Origin of the sequence: Shinella sp. M27, from assembly GCF_049199905.1 — a bacterium.
Taxonomy (GTDB): domain Bacteria; phylum Pseudomonadota; class Alphaproteobacteria; order Rhizobiales; family Rhizobiaceae; genus Shinella.
In genome coordinates, this window is record NZ_JBLZPK010000059.1 from 82818 (window position 1) to 99304 (window position 16487).

General features: G+C 63.5%; 11 protein-coding genes. 6 read left to right on the forward strand and 5 right to left on the reverse strand.

Annotated features, from left to right (window positions below; translation table 11 throughout):
* Positions 1 to 59: 59 nt before the first annotated feature.
* Positions 60 to 584, reverse strand: a complete 525-nt coding sequence (locus tag ACOZK4_RS21310; protein ID WP_421593669.1) for a SixA phosphatase family protein — start codon at positions 582 to 584, stop codon at positions 60 to 62.
* Positions 585 to 657: 73 nt separating this feature from the next.
* Positions 658 to 2628: a putative bifunctional diguanylate cyclase/phosphodiesterase gene (locus tag ACOZK4_RS21315; protein WP_421593670.1), complete on the reverse strand. Its 1971-nt coding sequence runs from the start codon at positions 2626 to 2628 to the stop codon at positions 658 to 660.
* Positions 2629 to 3002: 374 nt separating this feature from the next.
* On the opposite strand from ACOZK4_RS21315, the gene dksA reads away from it, so the two are divergent.
* Complete coding sequence (dksA, locus tag ACOZK4_RS21320; RefSeq protein ID WP_117366228.1) at positions 3003 to 3422, forward strand: RNA polymerase-binding protein DksA; 420 nt, start codon at positions 3003 to 3005, stop codon at positions 3420 to 3422.
* Between the two features lie 189 nt (positions 3423 to 3611).
* On the opposite strand, the gene ACOZK4_RS21325 is transcribed toward dksA, so the two are convergent.
* Positions 3612 to 4616 (reverse strand): histidine kinase, encoded by a 1005-nt coding sequence (locus ACOZK4_RS21325; protein WP_421593672.1) that lies wholly within the window; start codon positions 4614 to 4616, stop codon positions 3612 to 3614.
* A gap of 298 nt (positions 4617 to 4914) precedes the next feature.
* On the opposite strand from ACOZK4_RS21325, the gene cckA reads away from it, so the two are divergent.
* The gene (cckA, locus tag ACOZK4_RS21330; protein WP_421593673.1) at positions 4915 to 7521 is read left to right on the forward strand and encodes a cell cycle histidine kinase CckA; all 2607 of its coding nucleotides are present in this window, start codon (positions 4915 to 4917) and stop codon (positions 7519 to 7521) included.
* A 47-nt stretch (positions 7522 to 7568) separates the two neighbouring features.
* Here the strand turns inward: cckA and ACOZK4_RS21335 are convergent, their stop codons facing one another.
* Positions 7569 to 8495, reverse strand: a complete 927-nt coding sequence (locus ACOZK4_RS21335) for a pseudouridine-5'-phosphate glycosidase (RefSeq protein ID WP_421593675.1) — start codon at positions 8493 to 8495, stop codon at positions 7569 to 7571.
* A gap of 46 nt (positions 8496 to 8541) precedes the next feature.
* Positions 8542 to 9489, reverse strand: coding sequence for a carbohydrate kinase family protein (locus tag ACOZK4_RS21340; protein ID WP_421593676.1), 948 nt, complete (start codon positions 9487 to 9489; stop codon positions 8542 to 8544).
* A 235-nt stretch (positions 9490 to 9724) separates the two neighbouring features.
* Here ACOZK4_RS21340 and recA point away from each other — a divergent pair, with 235 nt between their 5' ends.
* The 4 genes from recA (at position 9725) to ACOZK4_RS21360 (ending at position 16426) form a co-directional block, all read left to right on the forward strand.
* A complete protein-coding gene (gene recA, locus ACOZK4_RS21345) occupies positions 9725 to 10810 on the forward strand; it encodes a recombinase RecA (RefSeq protein WP_313528824.1) in 1086 nt (361 codons plus the stop codon).
* A 363-nt stretch (positions 10811 to 11173) separates the two neighbouring features.
* A complete protein-coding gene (gene alaS, locus ACOZK4_RS21350; protein ID WP_421593678.1) occupies positions 11174 to 13834 on the forward strand; it encodes an alanine--tRNA ligase in 2661 nt (886 codons plus the stop codon).
* 145 nt (positions 13835 to 13979) lie between these two features.
* Positions 13980 to 15179, forward strand: a complete 1200-nt coding sequence (locus ACOZK4_RS21355; RefSeq protein ID WP_421593789.1) for a GGDEF domain-containing protein — start codon at positions 13980 to 13982, stop codon at positions 15177 to 15179.
* 374 nt (positions 15180 to 15553) lie between these two features.
* Positions 15554 to 16426, forward strand: a complete 873-nt coding sequence (locus ACOZK4_RS21360) for an AraC family transcriptional regulator (RefSeq protein ID WP_421593679.1) — start codon at positions 15554 to 15556, stop codon at positions 16424 to 16426.
* Positions 16427 to 16487 lie beyond the last annotated feature (61 nt).

The following is a 16487-nucleotide window of genomic DNA, read 5'->3' on the forward strand; positions in this document are numbered from 1 at the left end:
TCCAGCATCGATCGCGATATAGGAACCGAAATCCGGCGAAAAAAGAGGCCGCCGTACTCTCAGCGCGTGGGGCGCGGCGTCATGAAGCCGGCAAGGCAGGCGCCGGCATAGTCCTCTTCCGTCGGCCGCTTGTCGAAATCGAGGATCGCGAGGCCAGCCGTCGGATAGCCGAAGGGGGCCGCGGTTTCCGCGATTTCCTTGCCAACGAGGCGGTGAAAGAATTCTTCTATCATCGGATTGTGGCCGACGATCATGATGGAGGTCTCCTGCCGCTCGGCGAAGGCGAGCTCGGCATAGGTATCGACCGTGCCGGAATAGAGCTGATCGACATAATCGATGGACAGTTCCTCACTGACCGTGCGCTGGAATGGCTCGGCGGTCTGGCGGCAGCGCACGGCGGTGGAGGAGAGGATCAGATCGGGTTTGTAGCCCTGGTCGGACGCCTCCTCGGCGATCACCTCGGCCTCGGCAAAACCGTCATCATCGAGCGTGCGGTCGAAATCCGTCTTGCCGGGGTCGGCCCAGGCTGCGCGGGCATGGCGGAGGAGGTAGAGCCGGAAGGCCGGTGCGCCGAAAGATGCCAAGTCTGTCCTCCATCGCCTGCGGCCGGACATCCGTGCCGCGTCCAGACTTTCATGTCTTTCCTCGCGGCAAAGATCAACCGGTTTTGCGCAGGACCGGATTGAGGATCGTCTCCGCCGTCGCCTGATAGGCGAGCGTATCCTCCAGCTTCTGCGGCCGGGCGAAGTAGTAGCCCTGCATCATGCGGCAACCGAGCGCGCGCAGCGCCGCCACCTGCTCGGCCGTCTCCATGCCCTCCACGACGCAGACACAGCCGACATTGCGCGAGAGATCGACGATGGTCTTGACGATGCTGCGGCTGAGTTCGTTCGTCGCGATATCGACGATGAAGCTGCGGTCGATCTTGATCTTGGTGAGCGGCAGCTTGTGCACATAGCTCAGGCTGGAATGACCCGTGCCGAAATCATCGAGTGCTACGCCGATGCCGCGCTCTGCAAAGCGGCGGATATTTTCGGCGGCGAGCGTGAAATTGCGCATGACGGCGGTTTCCGTCACCTCGATATCGAGGCGGGCCGGATCGATGCCGCTTTGGGCGATGATGTCGAGCAGCGCGTCGACGGTCTTGTTGGAGACGACGTCGCGCGTGGAGAGGTTGACGGAGAGGCGGATATGCTCCGGCCAGGTCTGCACCGCCTCCAGCGCCTTGCGCATCAGCACCTCGGTGAGCTTGCCGATGATGCCGGCCCGTTCTGCGGCCCGGATGAAGACGCCGGGGGCAACGGTGCCGATGGTCGGGCTCTTCCAGCGGGCCAGCGCCTCATAGGCGGAGATGCCGTTGGTATCGGCGTTTACCATGGGCTGGAAGGCAAGATACATTTCCTTATCGAAATCCGCGGCGCGCAGCGCCTGCTGGATGCGGCCCTGCTCGCTGATCTCCGCCTCGTGCTCGGCGGAGAAGACGACGGTCGTTCCACGAAAATTCTGCTTGGCGAGATAGAGGGCAAAATCTGCCCGGTCGAACAATCGGTCGGCGGTGGTGCCGGCCTCGCCGAGGATGGAAATGCCGAGCGAGCCGGAAACACGGGCCGCTTGGCCGCTGAAGACATAGGGCTCCTGCAAGGCCGTACAGATTTCCTCGCCAAGCGCATCCAGTTGATCCGGATCCAGGGTGCCCTCGAAGATGAGGCCGAATTCGTCGCCGCCGAGGCGGGCGGGGAAGATGTTGCGGTCCGCGAAGGCGGTGAGCCGCTCGCCGACTTCAATCAGAAGCCTGTCGCCGATGCTGTGGCCGAACGTATCGTTGACCGGCTTGAAGCCGTCGAGATCAATGAGGCCAAGCCCGAGGCCCGTGCCGTTCTTTTCCGCGCGGGCAAGACGTTTTTCGAGTTCAGCGCGGAACTGGCGGCGGTTCGGCAGGTTCGTCAGACTGTCGAGATTGGCCAGCCGATGGTTCTCGTCGCTGAGGCGCTGGGTTTCCGCCTGACGGGCGGTGAGTTCCTTCTGTGACTGAATGAGCGCACGGAAATCCCGGTAGTAGGTCAAGAGGATGAACACCATGGCGGCCGTGACGAGCGCGACGTTGAGCGCCAGCGCCGTGAAGACCGGATTGCCCGACGTGCCGAAGAAGATGGTGAAGGGGCCGAGTACGATAGCTGTCAGGGCCAAGGCCGCCGCCCGCAGATGCATCAGGCAGAAGATGCAGCCGATCACCGTGTTGGCGATGTAGAAGGCGACATGGGATTGCTGGTAGGCATCGCCATAGGGATAGAGGCTGAGCGACCAGGCGCAGAAACCGGCGCCGAGCAGGGCGGTGAGACGGTAGGTCGAGCGCAGGCGGCCGGTCGCCTCTTCATGCGTATAGCGCTTGTGGCGGCTGAACCACCAGTGCACCAGCCGGAAGAGGCTGACGGCATAGAGCATGGAAGGGATATAGAGCGTCAGGAGGGCAGGCGCGGCCCCGAAATGGGTCACCGTCAGCGCGACGGTGTTCGTCACCAGCATGAAATAAAGCAGCGGAACCTGCTTGGTGAAGGCGGCCAGCTGTGCCTGAACCAGATCGGGATCGCCAGCCTCGATTGTCAGAAGTGCCCTCAAATTGCGAAACATCAAAAACACGCTCCTACCCCACGCTGAAGAGAAGCATGACTTACTAAAATAAATCTGAATCCGGCCTTTCCGACAGGTTCAGGAAAGAAAACGGGCGCATCATCCGTTTAGGAACAAAGACCCTGTGCCTGAATTGAGGGCAGGGTAATGTGAAGCCCATCGCGCAGGCAAGGTTCCCGAGGGTGGGCGGCGGCCAATTTTGGCACTTCTCCGGGGCGGTTTTGCCATCCCGTTGTAATCTTGATGAAATATTAGTCTGGCAAGGTTTAAAATTAAGGCATGCGCGAAAACCGTGGGTAAGTCCCGACAGGCTTGAATCGCGTTACCCGTGGGGATATACAGCGCGCCTTGAGATGTTCTTCAGGAGAATCGCGTTGAGTGAGAAGATCGATCTTAGCAGTTTCGTCCTCGATGAGGGCGAAGAATTCATGAATGCACGCCAGCGCGCTTACTTCCGTGCGAAGCTGAACGCCTGGAAAAACGACATCCTGCGCGAAGCGCGCGAAACCCTCGATCATCTGGCGGAGGAAAGCGCCAACCACCCGGACCTCGCGGACCGGGCATCCTCGGAAACCGACCGTGCCATCGAGCTTCGGGCTCGCGACCGCCAGCGCAAACTGATCTCCAAGATCGATGCCGCGCTCCAGCGTCTCGACGAAGGCACCTACGGCTATTGCGAGGAAACCGGCGAACCGATCGGTCTCAAGCGTCTCGACGCCCGCCCGATCGCAACGCTGTCGATCGAGGCGCAGGAGCGCCATGAGCGTCGGGAAAAGGTGTATCGCGACGAGTAAGCGTTATCAGCGGATCTGAGGAGGTCCGCGGACTGCGTTTACAAGGGTCGAATACCGGATGCATCCGGTGCCGGCAGTTCTCGGACTGTGGTGCACCGTCAAAATCAAAAGCCGCTGGAAACATCTCGTTTCCTGCGGCTTTTTATTTTGAAGGATGCGGGAGGGCGCAAGGCTGTCGGACGTGTGAAATCAGCTTTTGCGGTTTGCCGCGATCTCGCCGAGCAGGCGAGCCATCTCCGCCTCGGTTTCTTCGCGGCTCTTGGCGACGGGCTGGCCTTGCGTGCCCGCCGGCGTCGCCTGTGTGGTGACGGCGGCGGTTTGCGTGGCAGGTATTTGCGTGACGGGGCGGGTAGCGGCCACCGCAGCGGCATTGCCGACCATTTCGGCTTCGAGGATCTTTTCGAATTCGCTGACCAGCGCGGCGTTGTCGGTGACGTTGGTCACCGGCTTGGCGACGGCAGCCGTCGTCACCGGCCGCTGCACCGGCCGCTGCACGGGCTGGCCGGCTGTCGCCTGCGTCGTCGTGGTCTGCGCAGTGGAGGGCTGCGTCGCCAGGACACGCTGGCGGCTCTGTTCCAACACGTCTTCGGCGCGCCGTTCCGGCGTGCGTTGCTGAGCGGTTGCCGGGATTTGCTGCTGGGTGGTGACGGGCTGCGTGACCGGGCGGGCCTGCGCCGCGCGGGCGGAGGCCTCGTCGTCGCCGGCATAAAGCACCTTGCTCATGGAGGAGACGCCCTCGGGAACGGCGGCCGGGCGACGCTCGGCCGTGCCTGACGCAGCCGATGCCGCGGCCCGAGAAACCGTAGCGGTCTCGGTGGTGCGTACAGGCGTTTCCTGAAGGACCGGCACTGGCTCGGCGCGCTCGATCTTCTGGACAGGCTTTTCAGCCGGCTGCTCGGAGGGTGCGCCCGTGCCGATGCGCGTCTCGATGACGATATCGGTCGGACCGCCGATCATGATGAGATGTTCCACGTCGTCGCGCCGCACCAAAACGAGGCGGCGGCGCGTGTCGATGGCGGCGGCATCCAGCACGGCCAGGCGCGGCGTGCGGTTGCGTCCGCCGCGGATGAAAGGCGAGGAGGGACGGCCGCGGATGATCCACAGAACGAGCGCGAGGCAGAGCAGGCCGAGCAGCACCACGATGGCGGCGATGACGAACTTCGTGCCGTTCTCCGCGAGGATCTCCTGGAACATGACGCGCGCACTCCTTGTCGGCAGATGGATCGATCAGCTCGAAGGCTGCATTTGACGGCTTTTTGCAGGCACCTACAAGCGCTTGTTGCCGCTTGTCCAGCGCCCATTTCCCCCGCCACTGTCGCGAAAATAGCGCGAGGTGCCGAAATTGCGATGGTTATGCCGGGAATATTCCCTGTGAATTCGCGCCCTTGCTTTCCCTTGGTGGCTTTTTGCGCTTCCCTCGTGCAGATAAAAATGATTCTGGCATCGGATCCGGCGGCAAGTGCTACACCGGACCTTTGCGAATGAGGGAATGATGACGACGATGAAGCGGCCTGGCGAGGACAACCTGCCGATCGTGGACCGCAATACGCGGCCGGCAGTGGCGCTGCGCGTCGTCGTGCTCGCCGTTGTGCTCGCGGCGTCCGCCGGCGCCTTCATCGTCTTCAAGAACCAGCTCGACAACGAACTCGTGCTCGGTGTGCTCGGCGTTCTCGCCATGGCCGGCATTTTCTTCGTCGTCTCGGCGCTGATCGGCTTCATCGAGATCATGCCGCAGGCGGCGGGTTCCGACGAGCTTGCGCGCGCCTTCCTCGATTCCCATCCCGACGGCACCGTCGTGACGGACCGCAAGGGCCGCATCGTCTATGCCAATGCCGCCTATGGCGCACTGACGGGCGCTTCGGGTGCCGGGGAGGTGCAGACGCTCGAAACCCTGCTGTCGCGCAACCGCGACGCCACCGAGGCCGTCTATCGCCTGACCAATGGCCTGCATGAGGGTAAGGAGGGCGCGGAGGAATTCCGGGTCCAGAAGGCGCTCAATCCGTCGTCGACAAGCGGATCGGGCGCCCACTGGTATCGCCTGAAGGCGCGCGTCCTGCCGAACCGCGACAAGGCGAAACAGCCGCTCTATATCTGGCAGATCTCCGACATTACCTCCGAGCGGGACGATCAGGAACGGTTCTTCAAGGAGTTGCAGAACGCGATCGACTATCTCGACCATGCACCGGCCGGCTTCTTTTCCGCCGGCCGCAAGGGCGAGATCGTCTATCTCAATGCGACGCTGGCCGAATGGCTCGGCATCGATCTGGCAAAATTCCATCCCGGCTCGCTGTCGATTGCCGACGTGGTGGCGGGCGAGGGGCTTGCGCTCATCCAGTCCGTGCAGGCCGAACCCGGCCTCAAGCGGACGGAGACGCTGGATCTCGATCTTCGCAAGACCAACGGCCAGAGCCTGCCCGTGCGCATCGTGCACCGGGTTTCCTCCATGCGCGACGGCGCGCCCGGTGAAAGCCGCACCATCGTTCTGGCGCGCGAAGAGGGCAGCGAGAGTGACCAGTCCGCGTCGATCGCCTCCATGCGCTTCACGCGTTTCTTCAACAACACGCCGATGGCGATCGCCTCCGTCGATGGCAGCGGCCGTATCCTGCGCACCAATGCGCCGTTCCTGAAGCTGTTCTCCGGCGTCGTCTCGCGCGACGATATCGACCGGGGGGCCAAGCTCGAAACCATCGTGCATGATGTGGATCGCCTGCGCCTGCAATCGGCGCTGGATGCCGCCAAGGACCGCCAGGGCGATATCCCGCCGCTCGATTCGCTGCATCCGGCCGACGACAGCAGGCATTTCCGCTTCTACATAAACGCCGTCATCGACCAGAGCGACGAGGCGCCCGAAGAAGCCGCCATCGTCTATGCCGTCGAGATTACCGAGCAGAAGGCGCTCGAGACCCAGATGGCGCAGACACAGAAGATGAATGCGGTCGGCACGCTCGCCGGCGGCATCGCGCACGATTTCAACAACGTGCTGACGGCAATCCTGCTCTCCTCCGACCACCTGCTGCTCTCGGCCCGCCCCTCGGATGCGAGTTTTGCCGATCTCATGGAGATCAAGCGCAATGCCAACCGCGCCGCCGTGCTGGTGCGCCAGCTGCTTGCCTTCTCGCGCAAGCAGACGATGCGCCCGACCGTCCTGAATATGACGGATGTCATCGGTGACCTGCGCATGCTCGTTGACCGCATGACGGGCACCAACGTCAAGATCGACGTCGAATACGGTCGCGACCTCTGGGCGGTGAAGACCGATCTCGGCCAGTTCGAGCAGGTACTGATCAACCTCGCCGTCAATGCGCGCGATGCCATGCCAGAGGGTGGCACGATCACCTTCCGCACCCGCAATCTGCCTGCCGACGAGGCCGCCGCCCGCAACCTTCGCGACCTGCCGCCGGGCGATTATGTTGAAGTCGACGTTGCCGACCAGGGTACCGGCATCCCGCCCGAGATCATCGATAAGATCTTCGAGCCCTTCTTCACGACGAAGGAAGTCGGCAAGGGTACCGGTCTCGGCCTCTCCATGGTCTACGGCATCGTCAAGCAGTCCGGCGGTTACATCTATCTCGATTCGGAAGTCGGCAAGGGTACGACCTTCCGCATCCTCATGCCGCGCCATATCGAGGACGTCGTGCCGGTCGAGGCCGCTGTCGCTGGCGAAGCCAGCGTGCAGCAGCCAGTCGCGGCCGTCGCCACTCCGGAAAAAGAGCCGCGCGACCTCACCGGCGGCTCGGCAGTCGTGCTTTTGGTCGAGGACGAGGAGGCGGTGCGCCGCGGCGGCAAGCGCATGCTGGAAACCCGCGGCTACACGGTGCACGAGGCCGGCTCGGGCGTCGAGGCGCTGGATATCATGGAAGAGCTGAACGGCGCCGTCGACATCGTCGTCTCCGACGTCGTCATGCCCGAAATGGACGGCCCGTCACTACTGCGCGAGCTGCGCAAGACCTATCCCGACATGAAATTCATCTTCGTCTCCGGCTACGCCGAAGACGCCTTCGCTCGCAACCTGCCGGCCGACGCCAAATTCGGCTTCCTGCCGAAGCCGTTCTCGCTGAAGCAGCTGGCCGAAGCGGTACGGGAAATGCTGGACGCGTAAGGCGTGCATCCAAAAAAATGGCCGGCTTAAAGCCGGCCATTCGCCTTTCAATCCACCAGCGCCACGGCGATTTCCGCCGCCAGCCGCGCGTTGTTTTCGACGAGCGCGATGTTCGTCTTCAGGCTCCGGCCATCGGTCAGGTGGAAGAGATTGTCGAGCAGGTAGGGTGTCACCGACTTGCCGGCGACTTCGTCGCGCTCGGCATTGTCGAGGGCACGAGCAATGTAGATTTCCATTTCCTCGCGCGGAATCTCGTCGGCTTCCGGCACGGGATTGGCGATCAGCATGCCGCCATCGACGCCGAGCTGGTCGCGCACCGTCTGGAAGTTGGCGATCGCCGCCGGGCTGTTCAGCGTCAGCGGGCTCTTCAGGCCCGAATCGCGCGACCAGAAGGCCGGGAAGACGGGGCTGTCATAGGTCACGACCGGCACACCGCGGGTTTCCAGCACTTCCAGCGTCTTCGGGATATCGAGGATCGCCTTGGCGCCGGCGCAGACGACGATGACGCCGGTGCGCGAGAGTTCGTCGAGGTCGGCGGAGATGTCGAAGGTCTCCTCGGCCTTGCGGTGCACGCCGCCGATGCCGCCGGTCGCAAAGACCCTGATGCCGGCGCGGGCCGCGCCGATCATCGTGGCCGCGACGGTGGTGGCGCCGGTGCGGCGCTCTGCGATCGCGAAGGCGAGGTCGGCGCGCGACAGCTTCATGGCGCCCTGCGTCTGGGCCAGCACTTCCAGCCGCGCCTCATCGAGGCCGATATGCAGCACGCCGTCGATGACCGCGATGGTGGCCGGCACGGCGCCCTGTTCACGGATGATGCGCTCCACGCTGCGCGCCATGTCGAGATTGCCCGGATAGGGCATGCCGTGGGTGATGATGGTCGATTCGAGCGCGACGATCGGGGCGCCGCGCGCCTTGGCGGCGGCGACTTCGTCCGAATAGTGCATCGGCAGAAGGGGGGAAACGGGTCGGGTCATGCGATGTCCTTACAAAATCCTGGGAGGAAATCCGGGCAAAAAAGTCTCATGACAGGATTTCCGCCTGCGGTACAAGCGAAAGTGCGGCGGCAAGGGCAGCCTGCGACATTTCTTCAGCGACGGCGAGCGGCGAGCGCACGGTGATGGCCGCTGCTGCGACGCCGTGGCGGAGCGCCGCCGCGATGTCTGCACCGCCAAGAACCGCGCTGAGGAAACCAGAGGCCAGCGAATCGCCTGCACCCGTGACATCGCCAAGCGCCGGTATGGCAGGCGGTATCACGATGACCGCCCGTGTTTCGTCGAAGGCGATAACCCCGTGGCCGCCCCGCGTCACCACGCCGGCGGAAAGGCCGGCGGCGTGCAGCACCTTCGGCCAGTCGGCAGGGTTTTCCGGTGCTTCACCCGTCAATGCACGCGCTTCCGCCTCGTTCATGAAGAGGAAGGCGAGGGCGGACAGGCTTTCCCGGAACCGAACGACCTTCGCCGGCGAAATGGTGATGCCGGCGATCGGTACGCCTGCCGTCCTTGCAGCCTTTGCCATGGCCGCGAGCGTTTCGGCCGGCAGATTGGCGTCCGTCAGGACGACTTCCGCCACAGCCATCGCCTCGCGCATGGCCCGCTGCTGCAATCGGCGTGACGAAAACAGCCGGTAGAGCTCCATATCGGCCAGTGCGATGACGAGGTTGCCGTCCCGCTCGATGATTGCCGTATAGCTCGGCGTCGCCCGGTCGAGGAAGACGAAGGGCGTGTCCTCGACGCCGGCGGCCTGCGCTGCCGCCGCCACGATATCGCCGTCGGCATCGCCGCCGCGCGGCGAGACCAGCCGCACGGCGTGGCCGAGCCGGGCGAGATTGCGCGCCGCGTTGAACGCGCCGCCGCCCGCTTCCACGAACCAGCTGCCGGGGTTGCTCGCCCCCGGCGCCGTCTCGCCGGCAATGCGTCCGCGCCTGTCCACATGGGCGCCGCCCATCACCAGAATCGTTTTCTCCGTCATCGTCGTCCTTCACATCCGGCAGGCCGATTCGCGCGGGTCGCGCTTCATCGGGTACCGGTTTGTTCCTGTTCCTACGTCGGCCCTATCCACCTGAAACGAAAATAGAACACGCCCCGGATTCACAAAAATATTCAAATGGATGAATGTTTCTTGCAAAACGAGAACAAAATGTGTACATACCGTTCATCGACGGCTTCGTTGCCTGTCTTGCTTCAATAACCTAAAGGTGGACCAAATGGCACAAAACACTTTGCGGCTCGTAGAGGAAAAATCAGTGGACAAAAGCAAGGCACTCGAAGCAGCTCTCTCTCAGATCGAGCGCTCGTTCGGCAAGGGCTCCATCATGAAGCTCGGTGGCAAGGACAGCGTCATCGAGGTCGAGACGGTTTCGACGGGCTCTCTCAGCCTCGACGTGGCGCTGGGTATCGGCGGCCTGCCCAAGGGGCGTATCGTCGAAATCTATGGCCCGGAAAGCTCCGGTAAGACGACGCTGGCCCTGCAGACCATCGCGGAAGCCCAGAAGAAGGGCGGCATCTGCGCCTTCGTCGACGCCGAACACGCACTCGACCCGATCTATGCCCGCAAGCTCGGCGTGGACCTTCAAAACCTGCTGATCTCGCAGCCCGACACCGGCGAGCAGGCGCTTGAAATCACCGACACGCTGGTGCGCTCCGGCGCCATCGACGTGCTGGTCGTCGACTCCGTCGCGGCACTCACGCCGCGCGCCGAAATCGAAGGCGAGATGGGCGAAAGCCTGCCGGGTCTTCAGGCCCGCCTGATGAGCCAGGCGCTGCGCAAGCTGACCGCCTCGATCTCCAAATCGAACACCATGGTCATCTTCATCAACCAGATCCGCATGAAGATCGGTGTCGTCTATGGTTCGCCGGAAGTGACGACCGGCGGTAACGCGCTGAAGTTTTACGCTTCCGTCCGTCTCGACATTCGCCGCATCGGCGCCGTCAAGGAGCGCGATGAGGTCATCGGCAACCAGACCCGCGTCAAGGTCGTCAAGAACAAGATGGCGCCGCCCTTCAAGCAGGTCGAATTCGACATCATGTATGGCGAAGGCGTCTCCAAGACGGGCGAACTCGTCGATCTCGGCGTCAAGGCCGGCATCGTCGAGAAGTCGGGCGCCTGGTTCTCCTATAACAGCCAGCGCCTCGGCCAGGGCCGCGAGAACGCCAAGACGTTCCTGCGCGACAACCCGGATGTCGCCCGCGAAATCGAAGCGACGCTGCGCCAGAATGCCGGCCTGATCGCCGACCGCTTCCTGGAAAATGGCGGACCTGACCCGAACGACGGCGGCGACGGCGAGCCCTGATCGTGCCGCGACGGCTGATGTGGCTGTCGCAAATGCGTGCCGCGGTTTCTTGAATGCGGCATGGACGGAATGAAAATTTGGAAACCGGCCTCTTCTTCGCGAAAGGCCGGTTTTTTGATGTCTGGACAGGGGATGAGGCGGGCGATAAAAGCCTTCAGTTCTCGCGCGCGCCCGCGTTTTCGGCCTTTTCGACGGAATGGGCGGCAGGCGCGTGCAGTTTCGACGGAATTGGCGGATGGTGGCCTTGTCAGGCCTCCGGCGGGCACTCCGGCCGGCGGGGCGGTTTCGCATCTGCTGAACTTGAATTTGGTGGATGTTGCGCCCGGCTTGAGGCGCAGACAGTGGCAAGATGAAGGACGCGATATGAGCGGCGTGAATGAGATCCGGTCGACTTTCCTCGACTATTTCCGCAAGAACGAGCACGAGGTCGTGTCCTCCAGTCCGCTCGTGCCGCGCAACGACCCGACGCTGATGTTCACCAATGCCGGCATGGTGCAATTCAAGAATGTCTTCACCGGGCTGGAGCAGCGTCCTTATTCACGCGCCGTGACCGCGCAGAAATGCGTGCGCGCCGGCGGCAAGCACAACGACCTCGACAATGTCGGCTACACCGCGCGCCACCACACCTTCTTCGAGATGCTCGGCAACTTCTCCTTCGGCGACTACTTCAAGGAACGTGCCATCGAGCTGGCCTGGAACCTGATCACCAAGGAATTCGGCATCGACAAGAAGCGTCTTCTCGTCACCGTCTACCACACGGACGACCAGGCCTTCGATCTCTGGAAGAAGATCGCCGGCCTGACCGACGACCGCATCATCCGCATTCCGACCAGCGACAATTTCTGGGCGATGGGCGATACCGGCCCCTGTGGCCCGTGCTCGGAAATCTTCTACGACCACGGCGATCATATCTGGGGTGGCCCGCCCGGCTCGCCGGAAGAGGATGGCGACCGCTTCATCGAGATCTGGAACCTCGTCTTCATGCAGTTCGAGCAGGTGACGAAGGAAGAGCGCATCGACCTGCCGCGCCCGTCCATCGACACCGGCATGGGCCTCGAGCGCGTTGCGGCGCTGCTTCAGGGCAAGCACGACAACTACGATATCGACCTGTTCCGCGCGCTGATCGACGCCTCCGTCGAAGCGACCGGCGTCAAGGCCGAGGGTGAGGCGCGTGCCAGCCACCGCGTCATCGCCGACCATCTGCGCTCCTCCGCCTTCCTGATCGCCGACGGCGTTCTGCCGGCCAAGGACGGCCGCGGCTATGTGCTGCGCCGCATCATGCGTCGCGCCATGCGTCATGCGCAGCTGCTCGGCGCCAAGGAGCCGCTGATGTGGAAGCTGCTGCCGACTCTTGTCAGCGAGATGGGCCGCGCCTATCCCGAACTGCAGCGCGCCGAAGCGCTGATTTCCGAGACGCTGAAGCTCGAGGAAACCCGCTTCCGCACCACCCTGGAGCGCGGTCTCAACCTGCTCTCCGACGCCACCTCGACGCTCACCAAGGGCGACATGCTGGACGGCGAGACCGCCTTCAAGCTCTACGACACCTATGGCTTCCCGCTCGACCTGACGCAGGACGCGCTGCGCGCCCGCGAAATCAACGTCGATCTCTCCGGCTTCACCGATGCCATGGAGCGCCAGAAGGCGGAGGCGCGTTCGCACTGGGCCGGCTCCGGCGACAAGGCGATGGAAACGATCTGGTTCGAACTGAAGGAAAAGCACGGCGCGACGGAATTCCTCGGCTACGACACCGAGACCGCCGAAGGCGTCGTTCAGGCGATTGTGCGCGACGGCAAGGCGGTCGAGACCGCCGCGGCCGGCGAAGAGGTTCAGCTGGTCATCAACCAGACCCCGTTCTACGGCGAATCCGGTGGCCAGATGGGTGATACCGGCGTCATCTCGTCCGACAATGCCAAGCTCACCGTTTCCGATACGCAGAAGAAAGGCGAGGGCGTCTTCGTCCATGTCGCGACCGTCGCCGAGGGTACACTGAAGGTCGGCGATGCCGTGGCGCTGAATGTCGATCACGCCCGCCGCTCCCGCCTCCGCGCCAACCACTCGGCGACACACCTGCTGCATGAGGCGCTGCGTGAAGTGCTCGGCACCCACGTCGCCCAGAAGGGCTCGCTGGTCGCGCCCGAGCGCCTGCGTTTCGACGTCTCGCATCCCAAGCCCATGACCGCCGAGGAACTGCGCGTCGTCGAGGACATGGCCAACGAGATCATCGTACAGAATTCGCCTGTTACCACCCGCCTGATGACGGTGGACGACGCGATTGCCGAGGGCGCTATGGCGCTGTTCGGCGAAAAGTACGGCGATGAAGTGCGCGTCGTCGCGATGGGCACTGGTGTTCGCGGCGCCAAGGCGAACCGCGCCTATTCGGTCGAGCTTTGCGGCGGCACGCATGTCGCGGCCACCGGCGAAATCGGCCTCGTGCGCATTCTCTCCGACAGCGCCGTCGGTTCCGGCGTGCGCCGTCTGGAAGCGCTGACGGGTGAGGCGGCCCGCGCCTATCTCGCCGAGCAGGACGAGCGCGTGAAGGCGCTGGCCACCACGCTGAAGGCGCAGCCGGGTGAAGTGCTCGCCCGCGTCGAGGCGCTGGTCGATGAGCGCCGCAAGCTCGAACGCGAACTGACCGAGGCCAAGAAGAAGCTCGCGCTTTCCGGCGGTCCCTCGGGCGGCGATGATGGCGTTCGCGAGGTTGCCGGCATCAAGTATCTCGGCAAGGTCGTCACCGGCGTCGAGCCGAAAGACCTGAAGAGCCTGGCGGACGAAGGCAAGAAGAGCCTCGGCTCCGGCGTCGTCACCTTCGTCGGCGTTTCGCCGGATGGCAAGGCGAGTGCCGTCGTGGCCGTCACGGACGATCTGACCGGCCGCTTCAGCGCCGTCGAGCTTGTGCGTCGCGCCTCCGAAGCGCTTGGCGGCAAGGGCGGCGGCGGCCGTCCCGACATGGCGCAGGCCGGCGGTCCCGATGGCTCCAAGGCTGCCGATGCCGTGGACGCGGTGGCTGCCGTCATCGCCGGCTGATCCGGCGTCAAAACATCCTGTATCGATACGGCGGCGGGCTTCTGGCCCGCCGTTTTGTTTGCGAAGTCTTCAAGCTTTGCGCCTAGCATCTTCGCCGTGCGGAGAGCGTGTTTTGATTGCGGACATCGTCAGTATTTCAACCTTGATGATTTGTACCTTCCTGTCGACCATGGTCGTCGGGATTTTCATGCTGCAGGTCTGGCTGACCGACCGCCGCCATGCCGCCGCCGGCTACTGGTGCGTTTCCATGTGGGTCGGCTCGCTCTGCACCTTGCTATATGCCCTGCGTCCCATCGGCTATCCGATGCTGACCGTCGGTTTTTCCAACATGCTGGCGGCCCTTGGTTATGCGTTGATGTGGGCCGGCTTTCGCGTCTTTGACCGGCGTCGGGCCTATCCGCTGGTCGTGGTGGCAGGGCCGGTGCTGTGGTGCTTTGCCTATCTTTTTGTGCCTGCGATCACCGGTGACGTGAACAACCGCATCATCCTTTCCTCGGTGATCATCACCACCTATTCGCTGTGGATGGGCGTCGATATCTGGCGCGGGCGTGGCGGCGAGCGGCTGCCGAGCCGTACCCTGTCCGCCATCTTCTTCCTGTCGCACGGCGTCATCTATTCGCTGCGCATCCCGATGGCTATCGTCTCTCCCGCACCGCTCGGCAACGGCACGGCGCATTCGGCTTGGTTCGCGTTATTCTCGCTGGAGCTTTTCGCCCACACGATCCTGGCTGCCATCGCCATGCTCGTGCTCATCAAAGAGCGCGGTGAGGCGTTGTACCGGCTGGCGTCGCGCACCGATGCGCTGACGGGCATCGCCAATCGCGGCTCGTTCCTCGAGGACACGCGCATCCTCCTTGCCGGCCGCAATGATGGCACGCTGATGATCTTCGACCTCGACCGCTTCAAGGCGGTCAACGACACGCACGGCCATGTGGCGGGCGACGTGGTTCTAAAGCGTTTCGCGGCATGCATCTCGGCCTCGCTGGAGGAGGGCATGCTGTTTTGCCGCTTCGGCGGGGAAGAGTTCGCGCTTTTCGCGCCCCGGTACGATATCGCGCAGGCCGAAGAGTTTGCCGAGCGGCTGCGGCAGGAGGTGGCGGCGCTCCATATTCTGAGCGAGGGCCGCGAGATCGACGTTTCCGTCAGCATCGGCCTTGCCGATGTCGCGACCTTCGGCGTGGATTTCGACCGCCTGCATTCGGCCGCCGATGGTGCGCTTTATGCCGCGAAGGAGGCAGGACGTAACCGCGTCATGCTTGCGGCACCGGCCGCTGTGCTGTCCGGTTTTGCCAAGCGCATGTGCAAATCATCCGCTTACTCCACCGGTATCGCTGCCGCCGGCTAAGCGGAGGCTATCCGGTCAAGTGCTTCCGCTGTCGTGTTGGTGAAGATCACATGGTCGTGCAGGCCGCGCCTCCAGAAGACGGCGCATGTTCGGCTTCAATCCCGCAATGTAGATCTGCACGCCGGACCTGATCGCTTGCGCACCAGGGCGCGCGGCGTTGTAACTCTCCGCGAAAACGCTGGCTAGCTTGGGCATTAGGGTATCAGTCATAAGAGCCTCGAAAGGCCGGAGGACGGAGGGTTCGGAGCGTCTATCTCACGCCGATGCAGTTGATGGACGTCAAGCCGTCGAAAAAGACGAGCACCGCAGAAGCGCAGGATTTGTGAAATCGCTCCGTGCTTGATTGAATGCGTCCCGACGAGAAAGGAAACGGCATGAGCGAGAACGAGATCTGGGCCGCCTACGAGAAGCGCCTGCTGCGCGTCTCCGCCTATATCTATGAGCATCTGGACGAGGATCTCGACCTCGACCGGCTCTCGGATATCGCCTGCCTTTCCGCCCATCACTGGCATCGTGTCTATCGGGCGGTGCACAACGAGACGCTGGCGTCGACCGTCCGGCGGCTCCGGCTGCACCGCGCGGCGGGCGATCTGGTGCGAAGCGACCGCTCGGTCCGGGACATCGCCGCCCGCTGGGGTTATCCCAACCTGCAATCCTTTACGCGCACCTTCGCGGCTGCCTATGGCATGCCGCCGGCGCGCTACCGCAAGGACGGCCCCCATCGCGCCTTCGAACCCGAACACGGCAAGGAAACGTTCCGCATGTATGATATCGCCATCCGCAGCATTCCCGAGCAGACGCTGCTCTGCGTTCCCCATAACGGGTCCTATATGGGCATCGGCAAGGCCTTCGAGGCGCTGTACGGCGCCTTGTTTTCCCGCAACATCTTCACGCCCGACATGCGCATGATCGGCCTCTTCCTCGACGATCCCGATCTCACGCCCGAGGACAAGCTGCGCTCCTTCGCCTGCGTGACGGCCGATGCGGATATCCCGGCGGACGCGCCGCTCGAACGCCGCACGCTGGCCGGCGGTGATTACGCCGTGCTGCGCCACAAGGGTCCCTATGCCGATATGGGGGCTGCCTATCGCTGGCTCTACGCTACCTGGCTGCCGGCCTCCGGCCGCTCGATTCGCGATGAGGTGATGTTCGAGGCCTATCTCAACAACCCGCGCGACGTGCCACCGAACGAGTTGATCACGGAAATCTGCCTACCCTTGCAGCCGGCAATGGAGGCCGCGGCCTGAGTTCGGGGTAGAGCGTTGGGGGCCGTGACGCTGTTTGTCTCGGCCTCTCATCCCCATCGAC

Excerpts from the sequence above, each read along its gene's own strand:
- ACOZK4_RS21315 (WP_421593670.1), bottom strand. The coding sequence starts at position 2,628 with ATGTTTCGCAATTTGAGGGCACTTCTGACAATCGAGGCTGGCGATCCC.
- ACOZK4_RS21325 (WP_421593672.1), bottom strand. The coding sequence starts at position 4,616 with ATGTTCCAGGAGATCCTCGCGGAGAACGGCACGAAGTTCGTCATCGCC.
- cckA (WP_421593673.1), top strand. The coding sequence starts at position 4,915 with ATGACGACGATGAAGCGGCCTGGCGAGGACAACCTGCCGATCGTGGAC.
- ACOZK4_RS21335 (WP_421593675.1), bottom strand. The coding sequence starts at position 8,495 with ATGACCCGACCCGTTTCCCCCCTTCTGCCGATGCACTATTCGGACGAA.
- ACOZK4_RS21340 (WP_421593676.1), bottom strand. The coding sequence starts at position 9,489 with ATGACGGAGAAAACGATTCTGGTGATGGGCGGCGCCCATGTGGACAGG.
- recA (WP_313528824.1), top strand. The coding sequence starts at position 9,725 with ATGGCACAAAACACTTTGCGGCTCGTAGAGGAAAAATCAGTGGACAAA.
- alaS (WP_421593678.1), top strand. The coding sequence starts at position 11,174 with ATGAGCGGCGTGAATGAGATCCGGTCGACTTTCCTCGACTATTTCCGC.
- ACOZK4_RS21355 (WP_421593789.1), top strand. The coding sequence starts at position 13,980 with ATGATTTGTACCTTCCTGTCGACCATGGTCGTCGGGATTTTCATGCTG.
- ACOZK4_RS21360 (WP_421593679.1), top strand. The coding sequence starts at position 15,554 with ATGAGCGAGAACGAGATCTGGGCCGCCTACGAGAAGCGCCTGCTGCGC.